Below are 15600 nucleotides of genomic sequence, written 5' to 3'. Positions count from 1 at the left end.
TCTGTGATGATGGACTTATGCCGAAGCAGCTTCGTCCGTCAGGACAGTCCAGCGTTTCGTCTTCGAGATCGGGGCACATTCGACGATGCGAACGAGATCACCGATCTTGAACTGGTTCTGCGCGTCATGCGCGCGGTATTTCTTGGACGACCGCACAGTCTTGTGCAGCAGCGGGTGCTTGAAGCGGCGCTCGACCAGAACGGTGATGGTCTGTTCGTTCTTGTCGCTGGTGACGCGGCCTTGCAGAATGCGTTTGGGCATGGACCGGGCTCCTTAGTTCGAGGCCGCGGCGTCGGCCGCTTTCTGGTTCAGAATCGTCTTCACGCGGGCGACGTCACGGCGGACGGCGCGCATGCGGGCGGTGTTCTCGAGCTGGCCGGTGGCCTGCTGGAAGCGCAGGTTGAACGCTTCCTTCTTCAGCGCAACCAGCTGATCCTTCAGCTGGTCGGGCGTCTTCGACTTCAGTTCAGTGGCGTCCATGACGCTTCTTCCTTTCAACATCACCGGAGAGCCCCTGGCATCCAGGGCCACCCTGATTCCGGTGGAGTTTCATGACGAAGGCCTGCCCATACAGGTCACGGGCGGCTTTGGCAACCCTTTTCGGCCGGGGCCTGAAAAGGCTGGCCCCGCCGATCGCTCGACGGGGCCGATGTCTTCGGCCCGCGCAGGTCGCGGGGCCGTTCGCCTGGACGGCTTACCAGTCTTCGCGCGCGACGATGCGCGTCAGGACCGGCAGCTTCATCGCGCCGAGACGCAGGGCCTCACGGGCGATGGTGTCGCTGACGCCGTCGATCTCGAACATGATCCGGCCCGGGTGGACGCGGGCGGCCCAGAAGTCGACCGACCCCTTGCCCTTACCCATCCGGACTTCGGTGGGCTTCGACGAGACCGGGACGTCCGGGAAGATCCGGATCCAGACCCGGCCCTGACGCTTCATGTGACGGGTGATCGCGCGGCGGGCCGCCTCGATCTGGCGGGCCGTCACACGCTCCGGCTCGGTGGCCTTCAGCGCGAAGGAACCAAAGTTCAGGTCGAACCCGCCCTTGGCTTCGCCATGGATCCGGCCCTTGTGCTGTTTGCGGAACTTCGTCCGTTTCGGTTGCAGCATGTTCTCTACTCCTTACCGAGCGTCGCGGCGCGGACCACGGGGGGCCGGACCTTCCTGAGCCTCGGCGGCGCGGCGATCGCGGGCCTGGGGATCATGTTCCATGATCTCGCCCTTGAAGATCCACACCTTCACACCGATGATCCCATAGGGGGTCGTGGCTTCGGACAGTGCATAGTCGATGTCGGCCCGCAGGGTATGCAGGGGCACGCGGCCCTCGCGGTACCATTCGGTCCGGGCGATCTCGGCGCCGCCGAGGCGGCCCGCGACGTTGACGCGGATGCCCAAGGCACCCATGCGCATCGCGTTCTGGACCGAGCGCTTCATCGCGCGACGGAACGACACCCGGCGCTCGAGCTGCTGGGCAATCGATTCGGCGACCAGCTGTGCATCGACTTCGGGCTTGCGCACTTCGACGATGTTCAGGTGCAGCTCGCTGTCGGTGAAGTTCGCCAGCTTCTTGCGCAGCGTCTCGATGTCCGCGCCCTTCTTGCCGATGATGACACCGGGACGCGCGGCGTGAATGGTCACGCGGCACTTCTTGTGGGGACGCTCGATGATGACGCGGCTGATGCCGGCCTGCTTGGCCTCCGTGTGGATGAAGTCCCGGATCTTCAGGTCTTCAAGCAGCAGGTTGCCATAGTCCTTGTCGTCGGCGTACCAGCGGCTGTCCCAGGTGCGGTTGACCTGGAGGCGCATGCCGATCGGATTGACCTTCTGACCCATTACGCTTGCTCCTCGACTTGGCGCACCTTGATGGTGATTTCCGAAAACGGCTTCATGATCTTGCCGAAGCGGCCACGCGCCCGCGGACGGCCGCGCTTCATCACCAGGTTCTTGCCGACCCAGGCCTCGGCGACGATCAGGTTGTCGACGTCCAGGCCGTGGTTGTTCTCGGCGTTCGCGATGGCCGACTGAAGGCATTTCTTCACGTCGCCTGCCACACGCTTGTGCGAGAAGGTGAGGTCGGCCAGAGCCTTGTCGACCTTCTTGCCACGGATCAGCTGAGCCACCAGGTTCAGCTTCTGCGGCGAGGTGCGAAGCATCTTCGTCTTGGCGAAGGCCTCGTTCTCCGCCACGCGGCGCGGATTTGTTTCCTTACCCATGACGATTACTTCCTCTTGGCTTTCTTGTCCGCGGCGTGACCGTAATAGGTGCGCGTGGGCGAATATTCACCGAATTTCTGACCGATCATCTCTTCGCTGACAGCAACGGGAATGTGCTTGTGCCCGTTGTAGACGGCAAAGGTGAGACCGACGAATTGCGGCAGGATGGTCGAACGGCGCGACCAGATCTTGATGACCTCGGATTTGCCCGATTCCCGGACCTTTTCCGCTTTCTTGAGCACATAGGCGTCAACAAAGGGGCCTTTCCAAACAGAACGTGCCATGGATCAACGCCCCTTCTTTTTCGCGTGGCGCGAACGCAAGATGTACTTGTCGGTCGCCTTGTTGCTGCGGGTCTTCTTGCCCTTGGTGTCTTTACCCCAGGGCGTGACCGGCGTGCGGCCACCCGACGTGCGACCCTCACCACCACCATGCGGGTGGTCGATCGGGTTCATGGCGACGCCGCGAACGCTCGGGCGGATGCCCTTGTGGCGGTTGCGGCCGGCCTTGCCGAGGTTCTGGTTCGAGTGGTCGGCGTTGGACACGGCACCGATGGTGGCCATGCATTCCTGACGGACCAGGCGCAGCTCGCCCGAGGACAGGCGGATCTGGGCATAGCCGCCGTCGCGACCGACGAACTGGGCATAGGTGCCCGCCGAACGGGCGATCTGGCCACCCTTGCCGGCCTTCAGCTCCACGTTGTGGACGATCGTGCCGATCGGCATGCCGCTGAAGGGCATGGCGTTGCCCGGCTTCACGTCGACCTTGGCGCCGGCGATGACCTTGTCACCCACGGCCAGACGCTGCGGGGCCAGGATATAGGCCTGCTCGCCGTCTTCGTATTTCACCAGGGCGATGAACGCGGTCCGGTTGGGATCGTACTCGATCCGCTCGACGACTGCGGCCATGTCGAACTTGGTGCGCTTGAAATCGACGATGCGATACAGGCGCTTCGCACCACCGCCCTTGCGGCGCATGGTGATCCGTCCGGTGTTGTTCCGACCGCCCTTCTTGGTCAGACCCTCGGTGAGGGCCTTGACCGGGCGACCTTTCCAAAGCTCCGAACGGTCGATCAGAACCAGCCCGCGCTGGCCAGGCGTCGTCGGTTTATACGACTTCAATGCCATCTTTCTGTCTTCCGTTGCTTTGGACCAGGGTGGTCCGTTTCAGTCAAATGCGGCAGCCCCGGATCGCTCCGGGGCGGCCAGATCGCGTCCGGTTATCAGAGACCGGTCGAGACGTCGATGGTGTGACCTGCTTCCAGCGTCACATAGGCTTTCTTGACGTCGCTGCGACGGCCGGGCTGGCCGCGGAAGCGCTTGGTCTTGCCCTTGGTGATGGTGGTATTGACCGCCTTCACCTTGACGCCGAACAGGGCCTCGATGGCCTGCTTGATCTGCGGCTTGTTCGAGTCCTTGGCGACCTGGAACACGACGCCGTTGTTCTCGGACGTCATAGTGGCCTTTTCGGTGATGATCGGCTTGACGATCACGTCGTAATGTTCGGCTTTCGCGCTCATTTCAGACGAGCCTCCAGAGCTTCGACACCAGCGCGCGTGATGACCAGGGTATCACGCTTGAGGATGTCATAGACGTTGGCACCCATCGACGGCAGGATATCCACGCCTTCGATGTTGCGGGCGGCACGGGCGAAGCCTTCGTTGACTTCGGCACCGTCGATCACCAGCACGCGCTTCCAGCCGTTCTCGCGGACGGCCTTGGCGACGGCGGCGGTCTTGGCATCGGCGAGGTTCAGATCCTCGATGATGACCAGTTCACCGGCCGTGGCCTTCGCGGACAGCGCATGACGCAGACCCAGGGCGCGGACCTTCTTGGGCAGGTCGAAGGCGTGCGAACGCGGGGTCGGGCCCTTGTAGACGCCACCGTGACGGAAGGTCGGCGCCTTCTTGGAACCGTGGCGTGCGCCGCCGGTGCCCTTCTGGCGATAGATCTTCTTGGTCGAGTAGCTGACGTCGGACTTGCCCAGCACCGAATGCGTGCCGGCCTGCGCCTTGGCGCGCTGCCAGCGGACGACGCGCTGCAGGATGTCGCCACGCGGCTCCAGCCCGAAGATGTCGTCGGCCAGCTCGATCGACCCGGCGGCGCCGGAATCCAGCTTGATCACATCAAGTTTCATCACTTGTCTCCTTCCGGCGCGGCGTCTGCATCGGACTCGGTCGAGGCTTCGGCTTCCTGCAGGGCAGCTTCCTGCTCGGCGGCAGCGGCTTCCTCGGCGGCCTTGCGGGCGGCTTCTTCCTCGGCGGCAGCCTGGGCTGCGGCCTGGTCGGCCAGACGCTTGGCTTCCTCGGCGGCCGACTTCAGCGCGGCGGGATAGATCACGTTCTCGGGCGTCGCCTTCTTGACGGCGTCCTTGATGGTGACCCAGCCACCCTTCGAACCCGGAACCGAGCCCTTGACCATGATCAGGCCACGGTCGGCGTCGGTGCGGACAACCTGCAGGTTCTGCGTGGTGACGCGAACGGCACCCAGATGACCAGCCATTTTCTTGCCCTTGAACACCTTGCCGGGGTCCTGGCACTGGCCGGTCGAACCATGCGAGCGGTGGCTGATCGACACGCCGTGCGAGGCGCGCAGACCACCGAAGTTGTGGCGCTTCATGGCGCCCGCAAAGCCCTTGCCGATCGAGGTGCCGGCGATGTCGACGAACTGACCTGCAAAGTAGTGGTCAGCCGTGATTTCCTCACCGACGTTGATCAGGTTCTCTTCGGCCACGCGGAATTCCGCGATCTTGCGCTTGGGCGCGACCGAGGCCTTGGCGAAGTGACCGCGCATCGCGGCGGTCGTGCGCTTGGCCTTGGCTTCACCGGCGCCCAGCTGGACGGCGGTATAGCCGTCGGTGGCGGCGGTGCGCTGCGCAACGACCTGAAGGCCGTCCAGCTGCAGGACCGTGACGGGAACCTGACGGCCATCCTCGAGGAACAGACGCGTCATGCCCAGTTTCTTGGCGATTACACCAGTACGCAACATGATCTGCCTCCTCAGACTTTGATCTCGACATCCACGCCGGCGGCGAGGTCGAGCTTCATGAGGGCGTCAACGGTCTGCGGGGTCGGGTCGACGATGTCCAGCAGACGCTTGTGCGTGCGGATTTCCCACTGGTCGCGCGACTTCTTGTCGATGTGCGGACCACGGAGAACCGTGAATTTCTCGATCTTGTTGGGCAGCGGGATCGGGCCGCGAACGGTCGCGCCGGTGCGCTTGGCCGTGTTGACGATCTCCTGGGTGCTGGCGTCCAGCACACGATAGTCGAAGGCCTTCAGCCGGATCCGGATATTCTGGCTTTGCATAAAGACATCCCTCTTGCGGGGAGTTCCAGTCGAGAGGCTGACGGCGCACCACGCGGCGCCAGCATCGGACCGTATGAAAAAAACGCAGGCCGCCCACGATGAGGCGGCCAGGCGCAAAACCGACGATTCTTTCCGAACCGGCAGCGATGCGGTCCTATGCCGCAAATCGGGCTGCCCGTCAAGCGCCCCGGACCCCTGCCCCGCGCATGAAAAGGGCCGCCCAGAAGGGCGGCCCTTTCCGTGATCCCGACCCCTGCCCTTCCGGGCCCCGGGTCACTCGATGATCTTGGAGACGACGCCTGCGCCGACGGTGCGGCCGCCTTCGCGGATGGCGAAGCGCAGCTTCTCTTCCATGGCGATCGGGGCGATCAACTCGACCTCGAACTTCAGGTTGTCGCCCGGCATCACCATCTCGGTGCCTTCCGGCAGGCGGACGGTCCCGGTCACGTCCGTGGTGCGGAAGTAGAACTGCGGGCGGTAGTTCGCGAAGAACGGCGTGTGACGGCCGCCTTCTTCCTTGGTCAGGATATAGGCCTCGGCCTCGAACTTGGTGTGCGGGTTCACCGACTTGGGCTTGCACAGCACCTGGCCGCGCTCGACGCCGTCGCGGTCGATGCCGCGCAGCAGCACGCCCACGTTGTCGCCGGCCTCACCGCGGTCCAGCAGCTTGCGGAACATCTCGACGCCCGTGCAGGTGGTCTTGCGGGTGTCGCGGATGCCCACGATCTCCAGTTCGTCGCCCACGTTGACGGCGCCACGCTCGATGCGGCCGGTCACCACGGTGCCGCGGCCCGAGATCGAGAACACGTCCTCGATCGGCATCAGGAAGGGCTGGTCCACGGCACGCTCGGGCGTCGGGATGTATTCGTCGACGGCGGCGATCAGCGCGCGGATCGAGTTCTCGCCGATCTCGGGATCGCGGCCTTCCATCGCGGCCAGCGCCGAACCCTTGATGATCGGGATGTCGTCGCCCGGATAGTCGTAGGACGACAGAAGCTCGCGGACTTCCATCTCGACCAGTTCCAGCAGCTCTTCGTCATCCACCTGGTCGACCTTGTTCAGGTAGACGACCATGTAGGGGATGCCCACCTGGCGACCCAGCAGGATGTGCTCGCGCGTCTGCGGCATCGGGCCGTCGGCGGCGTTCACGACCAGGATCGCGCCGTCCATCTGGGCGGCACCGGTGATCATGTTCTTCACGTAGTCGGCGTGGCCCGGGCAGTCCACGTGCGCATAGTGGCGCGACTCGGACTCGTATTCCACATGCGCGGTCGAGATCGTGATCCCGCGGGCCTTCTCTTCGGGCGCGCCGTCGATCTGGTCATAGGCGCGGAATTCGCCGAAATACTTCGTGATCGCAGCCGTCAGCGTCGTCTTGCCGTGGTCAACGTGACCGATGGTCCCGATGTTGACGTGCGGTTTCGTCCGTTCAAACTTTGCCTTTGCCATGAGGGCCTCCTGATACCGCGGGGCAGGGCTGGAAATGGCCCCGGATTTTGACGTGCGCCGCGACATATAAGGCGGGCCGGGGAAAATCAAGGGCAGGAACGCGGCCGGGCACGCCAATCGTGCAAAGGCCGCAGCAGGGGGCCGGAACTGCCGGCGCCTCCTTGTCGTTTGCCACCGACGCCGCGGGCCCGTCGGCCCGCGGCCATATTCCAGGGGGATTGTCATGAGCTTGATGAAAAGTCTGACCCGCGTCGCGGCGGGCGTGATGCTGGCCAAGGGCATCGGCACGGTCATGAGGAACCAGCAGCAGGGCGGCAGCCGCCCGGCCGGCCAAGGCGGCAGCAGCCGTCACGGAGGAGGCCTGCTGGACAGCCTCCTGGCCAACAACACCGGAGGCGCGGGCGGAAGCGTGACGGATGCGCTCAGCCGCGCCCTGGGCGGCGGCACGGGGACACGGCTGGGCGGGTCATCGACCGGCAGCCTGGGCGGGCTTCTGGACAGCCTCTCGGGCCGCGGTGGTCAGACGGCCGGCGGCTCCGGCGGGTTGGGGGGCCTGCTGGGTGGACTGCTGGGCGGTGCCGCGGTGGGCGGGGTCGCCGGCGGGCTGGCACAAAAGGATTCGCAGCCTTCGAACCAAGCGACGTTCGGACAGCTCTTCGACGATGCGCTGGCGCATGACGGGGAGCCCCAGGTCGCGCCCACGCCCGAGCAGAACGCGATCGCCGGCCTGATGCTGCGCGCGATGATCCAGGCTGCCAAGTCCGACGGCCATATCGACGAGACCGAGCGTCAGCGCCTGCTGGGGCATCTGGGCGACGACCAGGACGATGAGGAGCGCCAGTTCATCCGCGATCAGATGGCCGCGCCCGTCGACGCGGCAGCCCTGGCGCGGGACGTGCCCAAGGGGATGGAATCGCAGGTCTACCTGATGTCGCTGCTGGCCATCGATTTTGACAGCGAAGCCGAGGCCCGCTATCTGAACGATCTGGCCAAGGCCATGGGTCTTGACCGTGCTTCGGTGAACAAGATCCACCAGGATGCGGGCGTGATGCCGCTCTACAACTCCTGACCTGCCGGCGTCGCCCGCTTCCCGGGCGGGCGGCGCCCACGACCCAAGCCCCGGACAGAGCCGGAACCTTCGCCCCGGCGCGCCGTTGCCCCGGACATCCCAAAGACGAGGTCACGATGTCCAGCAACGCCGTCCAACCGCCCTTCCGCAGCGGTGCCCTGCAAGATCCCAGCCTTCCCGCGCCCGATTTTGCCGCGCAAGAGCAGGCCTTCCCGGGTCTTGCGCAAAAGATGGACCCCCTGCCCGATCACGGCGAAAGCAGCTATCGCGGCACCGGCCGGCTGAGCGGCAAGCGGGCCTTGGTCACGGGCGGCGACAGCGGCATCGGGGCCGCGGCGGCAATCGCCTTCGCCCGCGAAGGGGCCGATGTGGCCATCACCTATCTGCCGCAGGAACAGCCCGATGCCGATCGCGTGGTCGAGGTGATCCGCGCCGAAGGCCGGGTCGCGGTCGCCATCCCCGGCGACCTGCGCGAGGAGGCCTTCTGCAAGGAGATGGTCGAAAGCGCCGTCTCGCAACTGGGCGGGCTGGACATCCTGGTGAACAACGCCGGCCGGCAGCAGTTCTGCCACCAGCTGGAGGACCTGACGACCGCCGATTTCGATGCCACGATGAAGACCAACGTCTATGCCCCCTTCTGGGTCACGCGCGCAGCCTTGCCGCATCTGGACAAGGGCGCATCGATCATCATCACCTCCTCGGTCCAGGCCTTCTCCCCGTCCGAGCACCTGTTCGATTACGCGCAAAGCAAGGCCGCCAATGTCGCCTTTGCCCAATCCCTGGCCAAGCAACTGGCGCCGCGCGGCATCCGCGTGAACGCCGTCTGTCCCGGCCCATACTGGACCGCGCTGCAGGTCAGCGGCGGCCAGCCGACCGAAAAGGCCATGGAACATGGCGCCAGCCAGCCGCTCGGCCGTCCGGGGCAGCCGGTCGAGATCGCGCCGATCTATGTCCTGCTGGCGTCGGACGAGGCCAGCTACATCACCGGCGAGTATTTCGGCTCGGTCGGCGGCAGCGGCCTCTAGGAACCGCGACAGCGCCATCGCCGTAGCGGTCTTAACGAAGTCTCAAGCTTTTCCTGCGATCAAGACAAGCGGCGGCCCCAGTGGCCCGCCCTTCCAAGTGAAGGCGCCCCGCCGGCATTTCCTCCCCCCGGCGATCCCGGCGGGGTGCAGCCTTCAGCACGGCAGGCATCAGCGTGCCTGCCGCCACGCCTCAGGCGAAACGGTTGTTGCGGGGAAACCCGCGCGGCGCCATCCGACCGGCGCTGCCGCGCTTGCCCAACCATTCGGTCAGGTCGGGCTCGGTCCGGGTCTTGCCGCCGGCCATGGGCCAGGACAGGCCATTGGCCAGCGTCAGGCAGATCGCATCCACCATGCCGTCATCCTTGATCAGCCCGCCGCCCTTGCCATAGCGCTGCAGCCGCACCCCCTTGCCGCGCGCCATCTCGGGCAGTTCGGCCAAGGGGAAGACCAGCATCTTGCGGTTCTCGCCCACGACGGCGACGTGATCCCCCGACACGGGACGGCAGAGCAGCGCGTCGCCGTTCAGGACCTGCTTGCCGCTCTTGGTCTGGGCCAGGATGTCGCCCGCCCCCACGATGAAGCCGTCCCCGGTCCTGGAGGCCAGCAGATAGCGGACCCCGGCGCGCCAGGGGAACATCGCGATCACCTCGGCCTCGTTGGGCAGGTCGATCATCAGGCGCAGCGGCTCGCCCATGCCCCGGCCGCCCGGCAGGGTATTCGCCGGCAGCGTGTAGAAGCGCCCGTTGCTGGCAAAGATCATCAGCTTGTCGGTCGTCTCGGCATGCAGCGCCAGGCCAGGGCCGTCGCCGTCCTTGAACTTCAGTTCGGCGTCCAGCGGCTGGTGGCCCTTCATGCTGCGGATCCAGCCCATCTTCGACAGGATCACGGTGACCGGCTCGCGCTCGATCATCGCCTCCATGTCGATGACCGGCATCTCGCTGGCCTCGCTGATGGTGGTGCGGCGCTGGCCCGCGGGGCGCGACTTGCCGAACAGGTTGCGCACCTCCTTCAGCTGGTCGCTGATGCGCGCCCATTGCGCGGCCTCGCTGTCCAGCATGGCCTGCAGGCCTTCACGCTCGGACAGCAGGGCGTCGCGTTCGGCGCGCAGCTCGATCTCCTCCAGCTTGCGCAGGGCGCGAAGGCGCATGTTCAGGATCGCCTCGACCTGCACGTCGGACAAGTGGAACTCGGCCATCATCACGGCCTTGGGCTCGTCCTCGGTGCGGATGATCTCGATCACGCGGTCCAGGTTCAGGTAGGCGACCAGGTAACCTTCCAGGACCTCCAGCCGCGCGGCGATCTTCTCCAACCGGAAGGTCGCGCGGCGCACCAGCACCTCGCGGCGGTGGTCCAGGAAAGCGCGCAGCACCTCTTTCAGCGAACAGACCTTGGGCACGCGGCCGTCGATCAGCACGTTCATGTTCAGGTTGAACCGAACCTCCAGATCGCTGGCGCGGAACAGCGCGCCCATCAGCTGCTCGGGATCGACGTTGCGTGCGCGCGGCTCCAGCACGATGCGGACATCCTCGGCGGATTCGTCGCGCACATCGGCCAGGATCGGGATCTTGCGGGTCTGGATCAGCTCGGCCAGGCGCTCGATCAGCTTGGACTTCTGAACCTGGTAGGGGATCTCGGTGACGACGATCTGCCACAGCCCGCGGCCCAGGTCCTCCTGGCTCCAGCGCGCCCGAAGGCGAAAGGCGCCGCGACCCGCGCGGTAGGTTTCGGCGATGGCCTCGCGGCTCTCGACCAGCACGCCGCCGGTCGGGAAGTCCGGCCCCTGAATGATGCCCGCCAGCGTGTCGTCGCGCGCCTCGGGCGTCTTGATCAGGTGCAGGCAGGCATCCACGACCTCGTGCAGGTTGTGGGGCGGGATGTTGGTAGCCATGCCCACCGCGATCCCCGAGGCGCCATTGGCCAGCAGGTTCGGAAAGGCCGCCGGCAGGACCACCGGCTCGGACAGGGTGCCGTCATAATTGGCGCGGAAATCTACCGTATCCTCGGCCAGCCCGTCCATCAGCGCCTCGGAGGCCGCGGCCAGCCGTGCCTCGGTGTAACGCGCGGCCGCGGGGTTGTCCCCGTCGATGTTGCCAAAGTTCCCCTGCCCGTCCACCAGCGGATAGCGCATGGCGAAATCCTGGGCCAGGCGCGCCATGGCGTCATAGATGGCGGCGTCGCCATGCGGGTGATAGTTGCCCATCACGTCACCGGTGATCTTGGCGGACTTGCGGAAGGGACCGTTCGGGGCCAGCCGCAGTTCCCGCATCGCATAGAGGATGCGGCGATGCACCGGCTTCAGCCCGTCGCGGGCATCGGGCAGCGCGCGATGCATGATCGTGGACAGCGCATAGGTCAGATACCGTTCGCCGATGGCCCGGCTAAGCGGTTCGGATTGCGTGCCTTGGTCGGGGTCGGGAAGCGGATCGTCGGACATGGGCCTTGGAATAGGCCGCGCGGCCCGCCCGGTCCAGATCGAAAAGCATGCCCCTCGGCCGGGTCCCGTCCGTTTGGGAACGGCTTTGCCCGATTGGCGTTGCATGGCGGGATCGGCTAAGGCCAGATGACGGGACGGGGTGGGCGGAACATGATGAAACTGGGACTGCTGATGCTGGTGACCCTGGTCGGGTTGTTCGCGGTGCTGATGGTCTATGGCGACGACAACCTGCGCGCCGACCGCCGTCCGGTCCCGGTGCGGCAGGCCAGCGCGGCGCAGGACGCGGGCGCCCCGGCGCTGCCGGATCAGCCGGCCGCGCCCCTGCCGGCGGAGCCACCCGCCCAGATCATCCCCGCCGCCAGCCAGACCGCCGCCCGCGTCCAGCGCTTTCCCGGGCCTACCCTGGCGCCCTCGCCCGAACATGCGGGCCGGGCGTCGGAAGCCGACACGGCAGATGACGCAGAGGAGGGTCCCGTTCTCTATGTCACCGCCAACCGCGTGAACATGCGCAGCGGCCCCGGAACCGGCAACCCGGTCATTGCCGGCATCGACCGCGGCACCGCCGTCCAGGCCCTGGGTCCCGTGGACGCGGACTGGGTCCAGATCCGCGCGCCTAGCGGCCAGACCGGATTTGCCTCGGGGCAGTTCCTGTCGCCCGAGGCGCCGTGACGCGCGGCCGCATCCTGATCACCGGCTGTTCGTCCGGAATCGGCCTCGACGCCGCCCGACGCCTGACGGCCGAGGGCTTTCACGTGGTGGCGACCTGCCGCCGCCCCGAGGACATCGCCGCGCGCCGGGCCGAGGAGATGGAATGCCTGCACCTTGATCTCGCGGACGAGGACAGCGTCGCCGCCTGCGCCGAGGCCGCGTTACGGAATGGGCCCCTGGACGGGCTGGTGAACAATGCCGCCTTCGCCCTGCCGGGCGCGGTCGAGGATATCCCCCGCGGCGCCCTGCGCGCGATCTTCGAGGTGAACCTGTTCGGCACCCATGACCTGACCACGCGGCTGATCCCCCATTTCCGGCAGCGCGGCGGCCGGATCGTCAACATCAGCTCCGTCCTGGGTCTGGTCGGCATTCCCTGGCGCGGTCCCTATGTAGCCACAAAATTCGCGCTGGAAGGGCTAACGGATGTCCTGCGGCTGGAAATGCACGGCACGCCCGTCAAGGTCGTCCTGATCGAGCCCGGCCCGATCACCAGCCGCATCCGCGTGAACGCCATCCCGCATTTCGAACGGTGGGTGAACTGGCAGGCCAGCGCCCGCGCCGACCAGTACCGCGCCACGCTGCTCAAGCGTCTCTACGAGCCTGCGGGCAAGGACCGGTTCGAGCTGCCGCCAAGCGCGGTCAGCGACCGCATCCTGACCGCGCTGACGGCGCCCGACCCTGCCCCGCGCTACTATGTCACGGCTCCGACACGGATTTCGGGCGTCGCGCGGCGGGTTCTGCCAAGCCGCGCTCTGGACTGGTTTGCCCGCCGCAGCTAGGGTCGCGCCCGAAAGGCGGTGTTGCCCATGCAAGACAAACCTCTGCTTATCGTGACCATGCTGTGCATCGGCGTGGTTGTTGCCATCCTGCTGACCGGCATCGGCGGCTTTGCCCGGGGCGGCGAGTTCAACCGCAAGCACGGCAACCGCATGATGCGCTGGCGGCTCTATGCCCAGGCCGCGGCCATCCTGATCCTGCTTCTCTTCGTCTGGTGGAGGGCAAACTGATGGTCGTCCTGAACAAGATCTATACCCGCACCGGCGACAAGGGCGACACGGCCCTGTCGGACGGCAGCCGCGTGGCCAAGCACGATCCGCGGGTCGAGGCCTATGGCACCGTGGACGAGCTGAACGCGACGCTCGGCCTCTGCCGCCTGCATGCGGCAGGGCCGCTGGCCGAGCGGATCGCGGTGATCCAGAACGACCTCTTCGATCTGGGCGCGGACCTGTCGCGGCCCAACATGGCCGCCGACGACCAGGCGGGCTACCCCGTGCTGCGCATCATCGACGCCCAGGTCGACCGGCTGGAGGCCGAGATCGACCAGATGAACGCCGACCTGCAGCCCCTGCGCAGCTTCATCCTGCCCGGCGGCACGCCGCTGGCCGCGCATCTGCACCTGTCGCGCACGGTGGCGCGCCGGGCCGAGCGCCGCGCGACCGAACTGCTGGCCGCGGGCGACGTGAACGGTTCGGCCCTGCGCTATCTGAACCGGCTGTCGGACTGGCTGTTCGTGGCCGGGCGCCTGGCCAATGGCGGCGGGACCGAGGACGTGCTGTGGGTGCCCGGCGCCAGCCGTTAGCGCCCGTCACGCCAGCGGCGCGGCGCAAACGCAACGTTCCGTGACGTTTTTGCCCTGTTATTGAGCGAATTCCCTGTCTAACACTGCGGCTCGACAGATGACGCAACAAAGGGAGAGAGACCGATGAAGGTTCTCGTGCCAGTCAAGCGCGTGATCGACTACAACGTGAAGGCCCGCGTGAAGGCGGACGGATCTGGTGTCGATCTGGCCAACGTAAAGATGTCGATGAACCCCTTCGACGAGATCGCCGTCGAAGAGGCGATCCGTCTGAAGGAAAAGGGCGCCGCGACCGAGATCGTGGTGGTCTCCATCGGCGTCAAGCAGGCGGCCGAGACGCTGCGCACGGCGCTGGCCATGGGCGCGGACCGGGCCATCCTGGTCGTCGCCGCCGATGACGTGCATCAGGACATCGAGCCGCTGGCCGTCGCGCGCCTTCTGAAGGCGATCGTGGATCAGGAGCAGCCGCAGCTGGTCATCGCCGGCAAGCAGGCGATCGACAACGACATGAACGCCACCGGCCAGATGTTGTCGGCGCTGCTGGGCTGGAGCCAGGCGACCTTCGCCTCCAAGCTGGAGATCTCGGGCGATGCGGCCCAGGTCACCCGCGAGGTCGATGGCGGATTGCAGACGATCGAGGTCAAGCTGCCGGCGATCGTCACCGCTGACCTGCGCCTGAACGAGCCGCGCTATGCCAGCCTTCCCAACATCATGAAGGCCAAGAAGAAGCCGCTCGAGGAAAAGACCGCCGCCGATTACGGCGTCGACGTCACGCCGCGCCTGACCGTCGTCAGCACGCGCGAGCCTGAGGGCCGCAAGGCGGGCATCAAGGTCAACTCGGTCGACGAGCTGGTGTCGCAACTGAAAGAAGCGGGGATCGTGTGATGGCTGTTCTGCTGCTTGCCGAAGTCACCAATGGCGAACTGAGCCGCGACGCGACGGCAAAGGCCGTCAGCGCCGCCCAGGCCCTGGGCGAGGTGACCGTCCTCTGCGCCGGCGCGCAGGCCCGCGCGGCCGCCGATGCCGCCGCCACCATCGCCGGCGTCTCCAAGGTTCTTGTGGCCGAGGATGCCCGTTACGGCCACCGCCTGGCCGAGCCGACCGCGGCGCTGATCGTCGGCCTTGCCGGCGACTACAGCCACATCGTCGCCCCCGCGACCACGGATGCCAAGAACGTCATGCCCCGCGTCGCGGCGCTGCTGGACGTGATGGTCATCTCCGAGGTGTCGGCGGTGATCGATGCCGACACCTTCGAGCGGCCGGTCTATGCCGGCAACGCGATCCAGACCGTCAAATCCTCGGACGCGACCAAGGTCATGACCATCCGCATCGCCAGCTTCGACGCGGCGGGCGACGGCGCCGCCGCCCCGGTGGCCGACGCGACCCTGGCCGACGACCCGGCGCTGTCGAAATGGCTGAACGATGAGGTCGCGCAGAGCGACCGCCCCGAGCTGACCTCGGCCGGACGCGTCGTGTCGGGCGGTCGCGCGATCGGCTCCAAGGAGCAGTTCGTGCTGATCGAGCAGCTCGCCGACAAGCTGGGCGCCGCCGTCGGCGCATCGCGCGCGGCGGTCGATTCGGGCTATGCCCCGAACGACTGGCAGGTGGGCCAGACCGGCAAGGTCGTGGCGCCGGACCTGTATGTCGCGGTCGGCATCTCGGGCGCGATCCAGCACCTGGCCGGTATGAAGGACAGCAAGGTCATCGTCGCGATCAACAAGGACGAGGAGGCCCCCATCTTCCAGGTGGCCGACTATGGCCTGGTGGGCGACCTGTTCACCATCGTCCCCGAACTGACCGAAAAACTCTAAGCGCCTCCCG

At 66.5% G+C, this 15600-nt stretch carries 21 protein-coding genes; 8 read left to right on the top strand and 13 right to left on the bottom strand.

Going from position 1 to position 15600, the window contains the following annotated elements; all coding sequences use genetic code 11:
* Positions 1-15: 15 nt before the first annotated feature.
* The 12 genes from rpsQ to tuf all read right to left on the bottom strand — a co-directional run bounded on the left by rpsQ (position 16) and on the right by tuf (position 6967).
* Entirely contained in the window at positions 16-261 is a 246-nt protein-coding gene (gene rpsQ / locus ACZ2G3_RS02630) for a 30S ribosomal protein S17 (RefSeq protein ID WP_419271406.1), read from the bottom strand.
* A gap of 12 nt (positions 262-273) precedes the next feature.
* The gene (rpmC, locus tag ACZ2G3_RS02625; protein ID WP_419271407.1) at positions 274-480 is read right to left on the bottom strand and encodes a 50S ribosomal protein L29; all 207 of its coding nucleotides are present in this window, start codon (positions 478-480) and stop codon (positions 274-276) included.
* Positions 481-694: 214 nt separating this feature from the next.
* A complete protein-coding gene (rplP, locus tag ACZ2G3_RS02620) occupies positions 695-1108 on the bottom strand; it encodes a 50S ribosomal protein L16 (RefSeq protein WP_111299675.1) in 414 nt (137 codons plus the stop codon).
* A gap of 12 nt (positions 1109-1120) precedes the next feature.
* On the bottom strand, positions 1121-1831 hold the full coding sequence (gene rpsC, locus ACZ2G3_RS02615) for a 30S ribosomal protein S3 (RefSeq protein WP_419271408.1): 711 nt from the start codon (positions 1829-1831) through the stop codon (positions 1121-1123).
* The gene (rplV, locus tag ACZ2G3_RS02610; RefSeq protein ID WP_419271409.1) at positions 1831-2211 is read right to left on the bottom strand and encodes a 50S ribosomal protein L22; all 381 of its coding nucleotides are present in this window, start codon (positions 2209-2211) and stop codon (positions 1831-1833) included. The genes rpsC and rplV overlap by 1 nt, the downstream gene beginning before the upstream one ends.
* Positions 2212-2216: 5 nt before the next feature.
* Positions 2217-2495, bottom strand: coding sequence for a 30S ribosomal protein S19 (gene rpsS, locus ACZ2G3_RS02605; RefSeq protein WP_111299673.1), 279 nt, complete (start codon positions 2493-2495; stop codon positions 2217-2219).
* A 3-nt stretch (positions 2496-2498) separates the two neighbouring features.
* Positions 2499-3338, bottom strand: coding sequence for a 50S ribosomal protein L2 (gene rplB, locus ACZ2G3_RS02600; RefSeq protein WP_419271410.1), 840 nt, complete (start codon positions 3336-3338; stop codon positions 2499-2501).
* 95 nt (positions 3339-3433) lie between these two features.
* A complete protein-coding gene (locus ACZ2G3_RS02595) occupies positions 3434-3730 on the bottom strand; it encodes a 50S ribosomal protein L23 (RefSeq protein WP_470397464.1) in 297 nt (98 codons plus the stop codon).
* The gene (rplD, locus tag ACZ2G3_RS02590) at positions 3727-4347 is read right to left on the bottom strand and encodes a 50S ribosomal protein L4 (protein ID WP_419271411.1); all 621 of its coding nucleotides are present in this window, start codon (positions 4345-4347) and stop codon (positions 3727-3729) included. Before rplD ends, ACZ2G3_RS02595 begins: the two co-directional genes overlap by 4 nt.
* Positions 4347-5198 carry a 50S ribosomal protein L3 gene (gene rplC, locus ACZ2G3_RS02585; RefSeq protein WP_419271412.1) on the bottom strand — a complete coding sequence of 284 codons (852 nt, stop codon included), beginning with the start codon at positions 5196-5198 and terminating at the stop codon, positions 4347-4349. The genes rplD and rplC overlap by 1 nt, the downstream gene beginning before the upstream one ends.
* 11 nt (positions 5199-5209) lie before the next feature.
* The gene (gene rpsJ, locus ACZ2G3_RS02580; RefSeq protein ID WP_042247848.1) at positions 5210-5518 is read right to left on the bottom strand and encodes a 30S ribosomal protein S10; all 309 of its coding nucleotides are present in this window, start codon (positions 5516-5518) and stop codon (positions 5210-5212) included.
* A 273-nt stretch (positions 5519-5791) separates the two neighbouring features.
* Positions 5792-6967, bottom strand: coding sequence for an elongation factor Tu (tuf, locus tag ACZ2G3_RS02575; RefSeq protein ID WP_458478505.1), 1176 nt, complete (start codon positions 6965-6967; stop codon positions 5792-5794).
* Positions 6968-7190: 223 nt separating this feature from the next.
* Here tuf and ACZ2G3_RS02570 point away from each other — a divergent pair, with 223 nt between their 5' ends.
* Positions 7191-8036, top strand: a complete 846-nt coding sequence (locus tag ACZ2G3_RS02570) for a DUF533 domain-containing protein (protein WP_470397462.1) — start codon at positions 7191-7193, stop codon at positions 8034-8036.
* A gap of 116 nt (positions 8037-8152) precedes the next feature.
* Positions 8153-9061 carry an SDR family oxidoreductase gene (locus ACZ2G3_RS02565; protein WP_470397461.1) on the top strand — a complete coding sequence of 303 codons (909 nt, stop codon included), beginning with the start codon at positions 8153-8155 and terminating at the stop codon, positions 9059-9061.
* Between the two features lie 190 nt (positions 9062-9251).
* Here the strand turns inward: ACZ2G3_RS02565 and parC are convergent, their stop codons facing one another.
* Positions 9252-11495 carry a DNA topoisomerase IV subunit A gene (gene parC / locus ACZ2G3_RS02560; protein ID WP_470397460.1) on the bottom strand — a complete coding sequence of 748 codons (2244 nt, stop codon included), beginning with the start codon at positions 11493-11495 and terminating at the stop codon, positions 9252-9254.
* 150 nt (positions 11496-11645) lie between these two features.
* Between parC and ACZ2G3_RS02555 the strand changes: the two genes are divergently transcribed.
* From ACZ2G3_RS02555 to ACZ2G3_RS02530, 6 genes are all read left to right on the top strand, one after another.
* Complete coding sequence (locus ACZ2G3_RS02555; protein ID WP_470397458.1) at positions 11646-12164, top strand: SH3 domain-containing protein; 519 nt, start codon at positions 11646-11648, stop codon at positions 12162-12164.
* Positions 12161-12982: an SDR family NAD(P)-dependent oxidoreductase gene (locus ACZ2G3_RS02550; RefSeq protein ID WP_470397457.1), complete on the top strand. Its 822-nt coding sequence runs from the start codon at positions 12161-12163 to the stop codon at positions 12980-12982. Before ACZ2G3_RS02555 ends, ACZ2G3_RS02550 begins: the two co-directional genes overlap by 4 nt.
* A gap of 27 nt (positions 12983-13009) precedes the next feature.
* Complete coding sequence (locus ACZ2G3_RS02545) at positions 13010-13210, top strand: twin transmembrane helix small protein (protein WP_111299724.1); 201 nt, start codon at positions 13010-13012, stop codon at positions 13208-13210.
* Entirely contained in the window at positions 13210-13782 is a 573-nt protein-coding gene (locus tag ACZ2G3_RS02540; RefSeq protein WP_470397455.1) for a cob(I)yrinic acid a,c-diamide adenosyltransferase, read from the top strand. Before ACZ2G3_RS02545 ends, ACZ2G3_RS02540 begins: the two co-directional genes overlap by 1 nt.
* 123 nt (positions 13783-13905) lie before the next feature.
* Complete coding sequence (locus tag ACZ2G3_RS02535) at positions 13906-14664, top strand: electron transfer flavoprotein subunit beta/FixA family protein (protein ID WP_470397454.1); 759 nt, start codon at positions 13906-13908, stop codon at positions 14662-14664.
* Positions 14664-15590, top strand: coding sequence for an electron transfer flavoprotein subunit alpha/FixB family protein (locus ACZ2G3_RS02530; RefSeq protein WP_458478507.1), 927 nt, complete (start codon positions 14664-14666; stop codon positions 15588-15590). The genes ACZ2G3_RS02535 and ACZ2G3_RS02530 overlap by 1 nt, the downstream gene beginning before the upstream one ends.
* Positions 15591-15600: the final 10 nt, after the last annotated feature.

This window comes from Paracoccus sp. KKT209, assembly GCF_055635455.1.
Note: the sequence above shows the minus strand (reverse complement) of the source record. Positions and strands in the feature narration are given on the sequence as shown.

Bases quoted from the DNA above. Each gene is read 5' to 3' on its own strand.
- ACZ2G3_RS02540 (WP_470397455.1), top strand. From the start codon at position 13,210: ATGGTCGTCCTGAACAAGATCTATACCCGCACCGGCGACAAGGGCGAC.
- rpsJ (WP_042247848.1), bottom strand. From the start codon at position 5,518: ATGCAAAGCCAGAATATCCGGATCCGGCTGAAGGCCTTCGACTATCGT.
- tuf (WP_458478505.1), bottom strand. From the start codon at position 6,967: ATGGCAAAGGCAAAGTTTGAACGGACGAAACCGCACGTCAACATCGGG.
- ACZ2G3_RS02530 (WP_458478507.1), top strand. From the start codon at position 14,664: ATGGCTGTTCTGCTGCTTGCCGAAGTCACCAATGGCGAACTGAGCCGC.
- ACZ2G3_RS02570 (WP_470397462.1), top strand. From the start codon at position 7,191: ATGAGCTTGATGAAAAGTCTGACCCGCGTCGCGGCGGGCGTGATGCTG.
- ACZ2G3_RS02535 (WP_470397454.1), top strand. From the start codon at position 13,906: ATGAAGGTTCTCGTGCCAGTCAAGCGCGTGATCGACTACAACGTGAAG.
- parC (WP_470397460.1), bottom strand. From the start codon at position 11,495: ATGTCCGACGATCCGCTTCCCGACCCCGACCAAGGCACGCAATCCGAA.
- ACZ2G3_RS02565 (WP_470397461.1), top strand. From the start codon at position 8,153: ATGTCCAGCAACGCCGTCCAACCGCCCTTCCGCAGCGGTGCCCTGCAA.
- ACZ2G3_RS02595 (WP_470397464.1), bottom strand. From the start codon at position 3,730: ATGAGCGCGAAAGCCGAACATTACGACGTGATCGTCAAGCCGATCATC.
- rplB (WP_419271410.1), bottom strand. From the start codon at position 3,338: ATGGCATTGAAGTCGTATAAACCGACGACGCCTGGCCAGCGCGGGCTG.
- rpsQ (WP_419271406.1), bottom strand. From the start codon at position 261: ATGCCCAAACGCATTCTGCAAGGCCGCGTCACCAGCGACAAGAACGAA.
- rpmC (WP_419271407.1), bottom strand. From the start codon at position 480: ATGGACGCCACTGAACTGAAGTCGAAGACGCCCGACCAGCTGAAGGAT.
- rplP (WP_111299675.1), bottom strand. From the start codon at position 1,108: ATGCTGCAACCGAAACGGACGAAGTTCCGCAAACAGCACAAGGGCCGG.
- rplC (WP_419271412.1), bottom strand. From the start codon at position 5,198: ATGTTGCGTACTGGTGTAATCGCCAAGAAACTGGGCATGACGCGTCTG.
- rplV (WP_419271409.1), bottom strand. From the start codon at position 2,211: ATGGGTAAGGAAACAAATCCGCGCCGCGTGGCGGAGAACGAGGCCTTC.
- ACZ2G3_RS02555 (WP_470397458.1), top strand. From the start codon at position 11,646: ATGATGAAACTGGGACTGCTGATGCTGGTGACCCTGGTCGGGTTGTTC.
- rpsC (WP_419271408.1), bottom strand. From the start codon at position 1,831: ATGGGTCAGAAGGTCAATCCGATCGGCATGCGCCTCCAGGTCAACCGC.
- rpsS (WP_111299673.1), bottom strand. From the start codon at position 2,495: ATGGCACGTTCTGTTTGGAAAGGCCCCTTTGTTGACGCCTATGTGCTC.
- ACZ2G3_RS02545 (WP_111299724.1), top strand. From the start codon at position 13,010: ATGCAAGACAAACCTCTGCTTATCGTGACCATGCTGTGCATCGGCGTG.
- rplD (WP_419271411.1), bottom strand. From the start codon at position 4,347: ATGAAACTTGATGTGATCAAGCTGGATTCCGGCGCCGCCGGGTCGATC.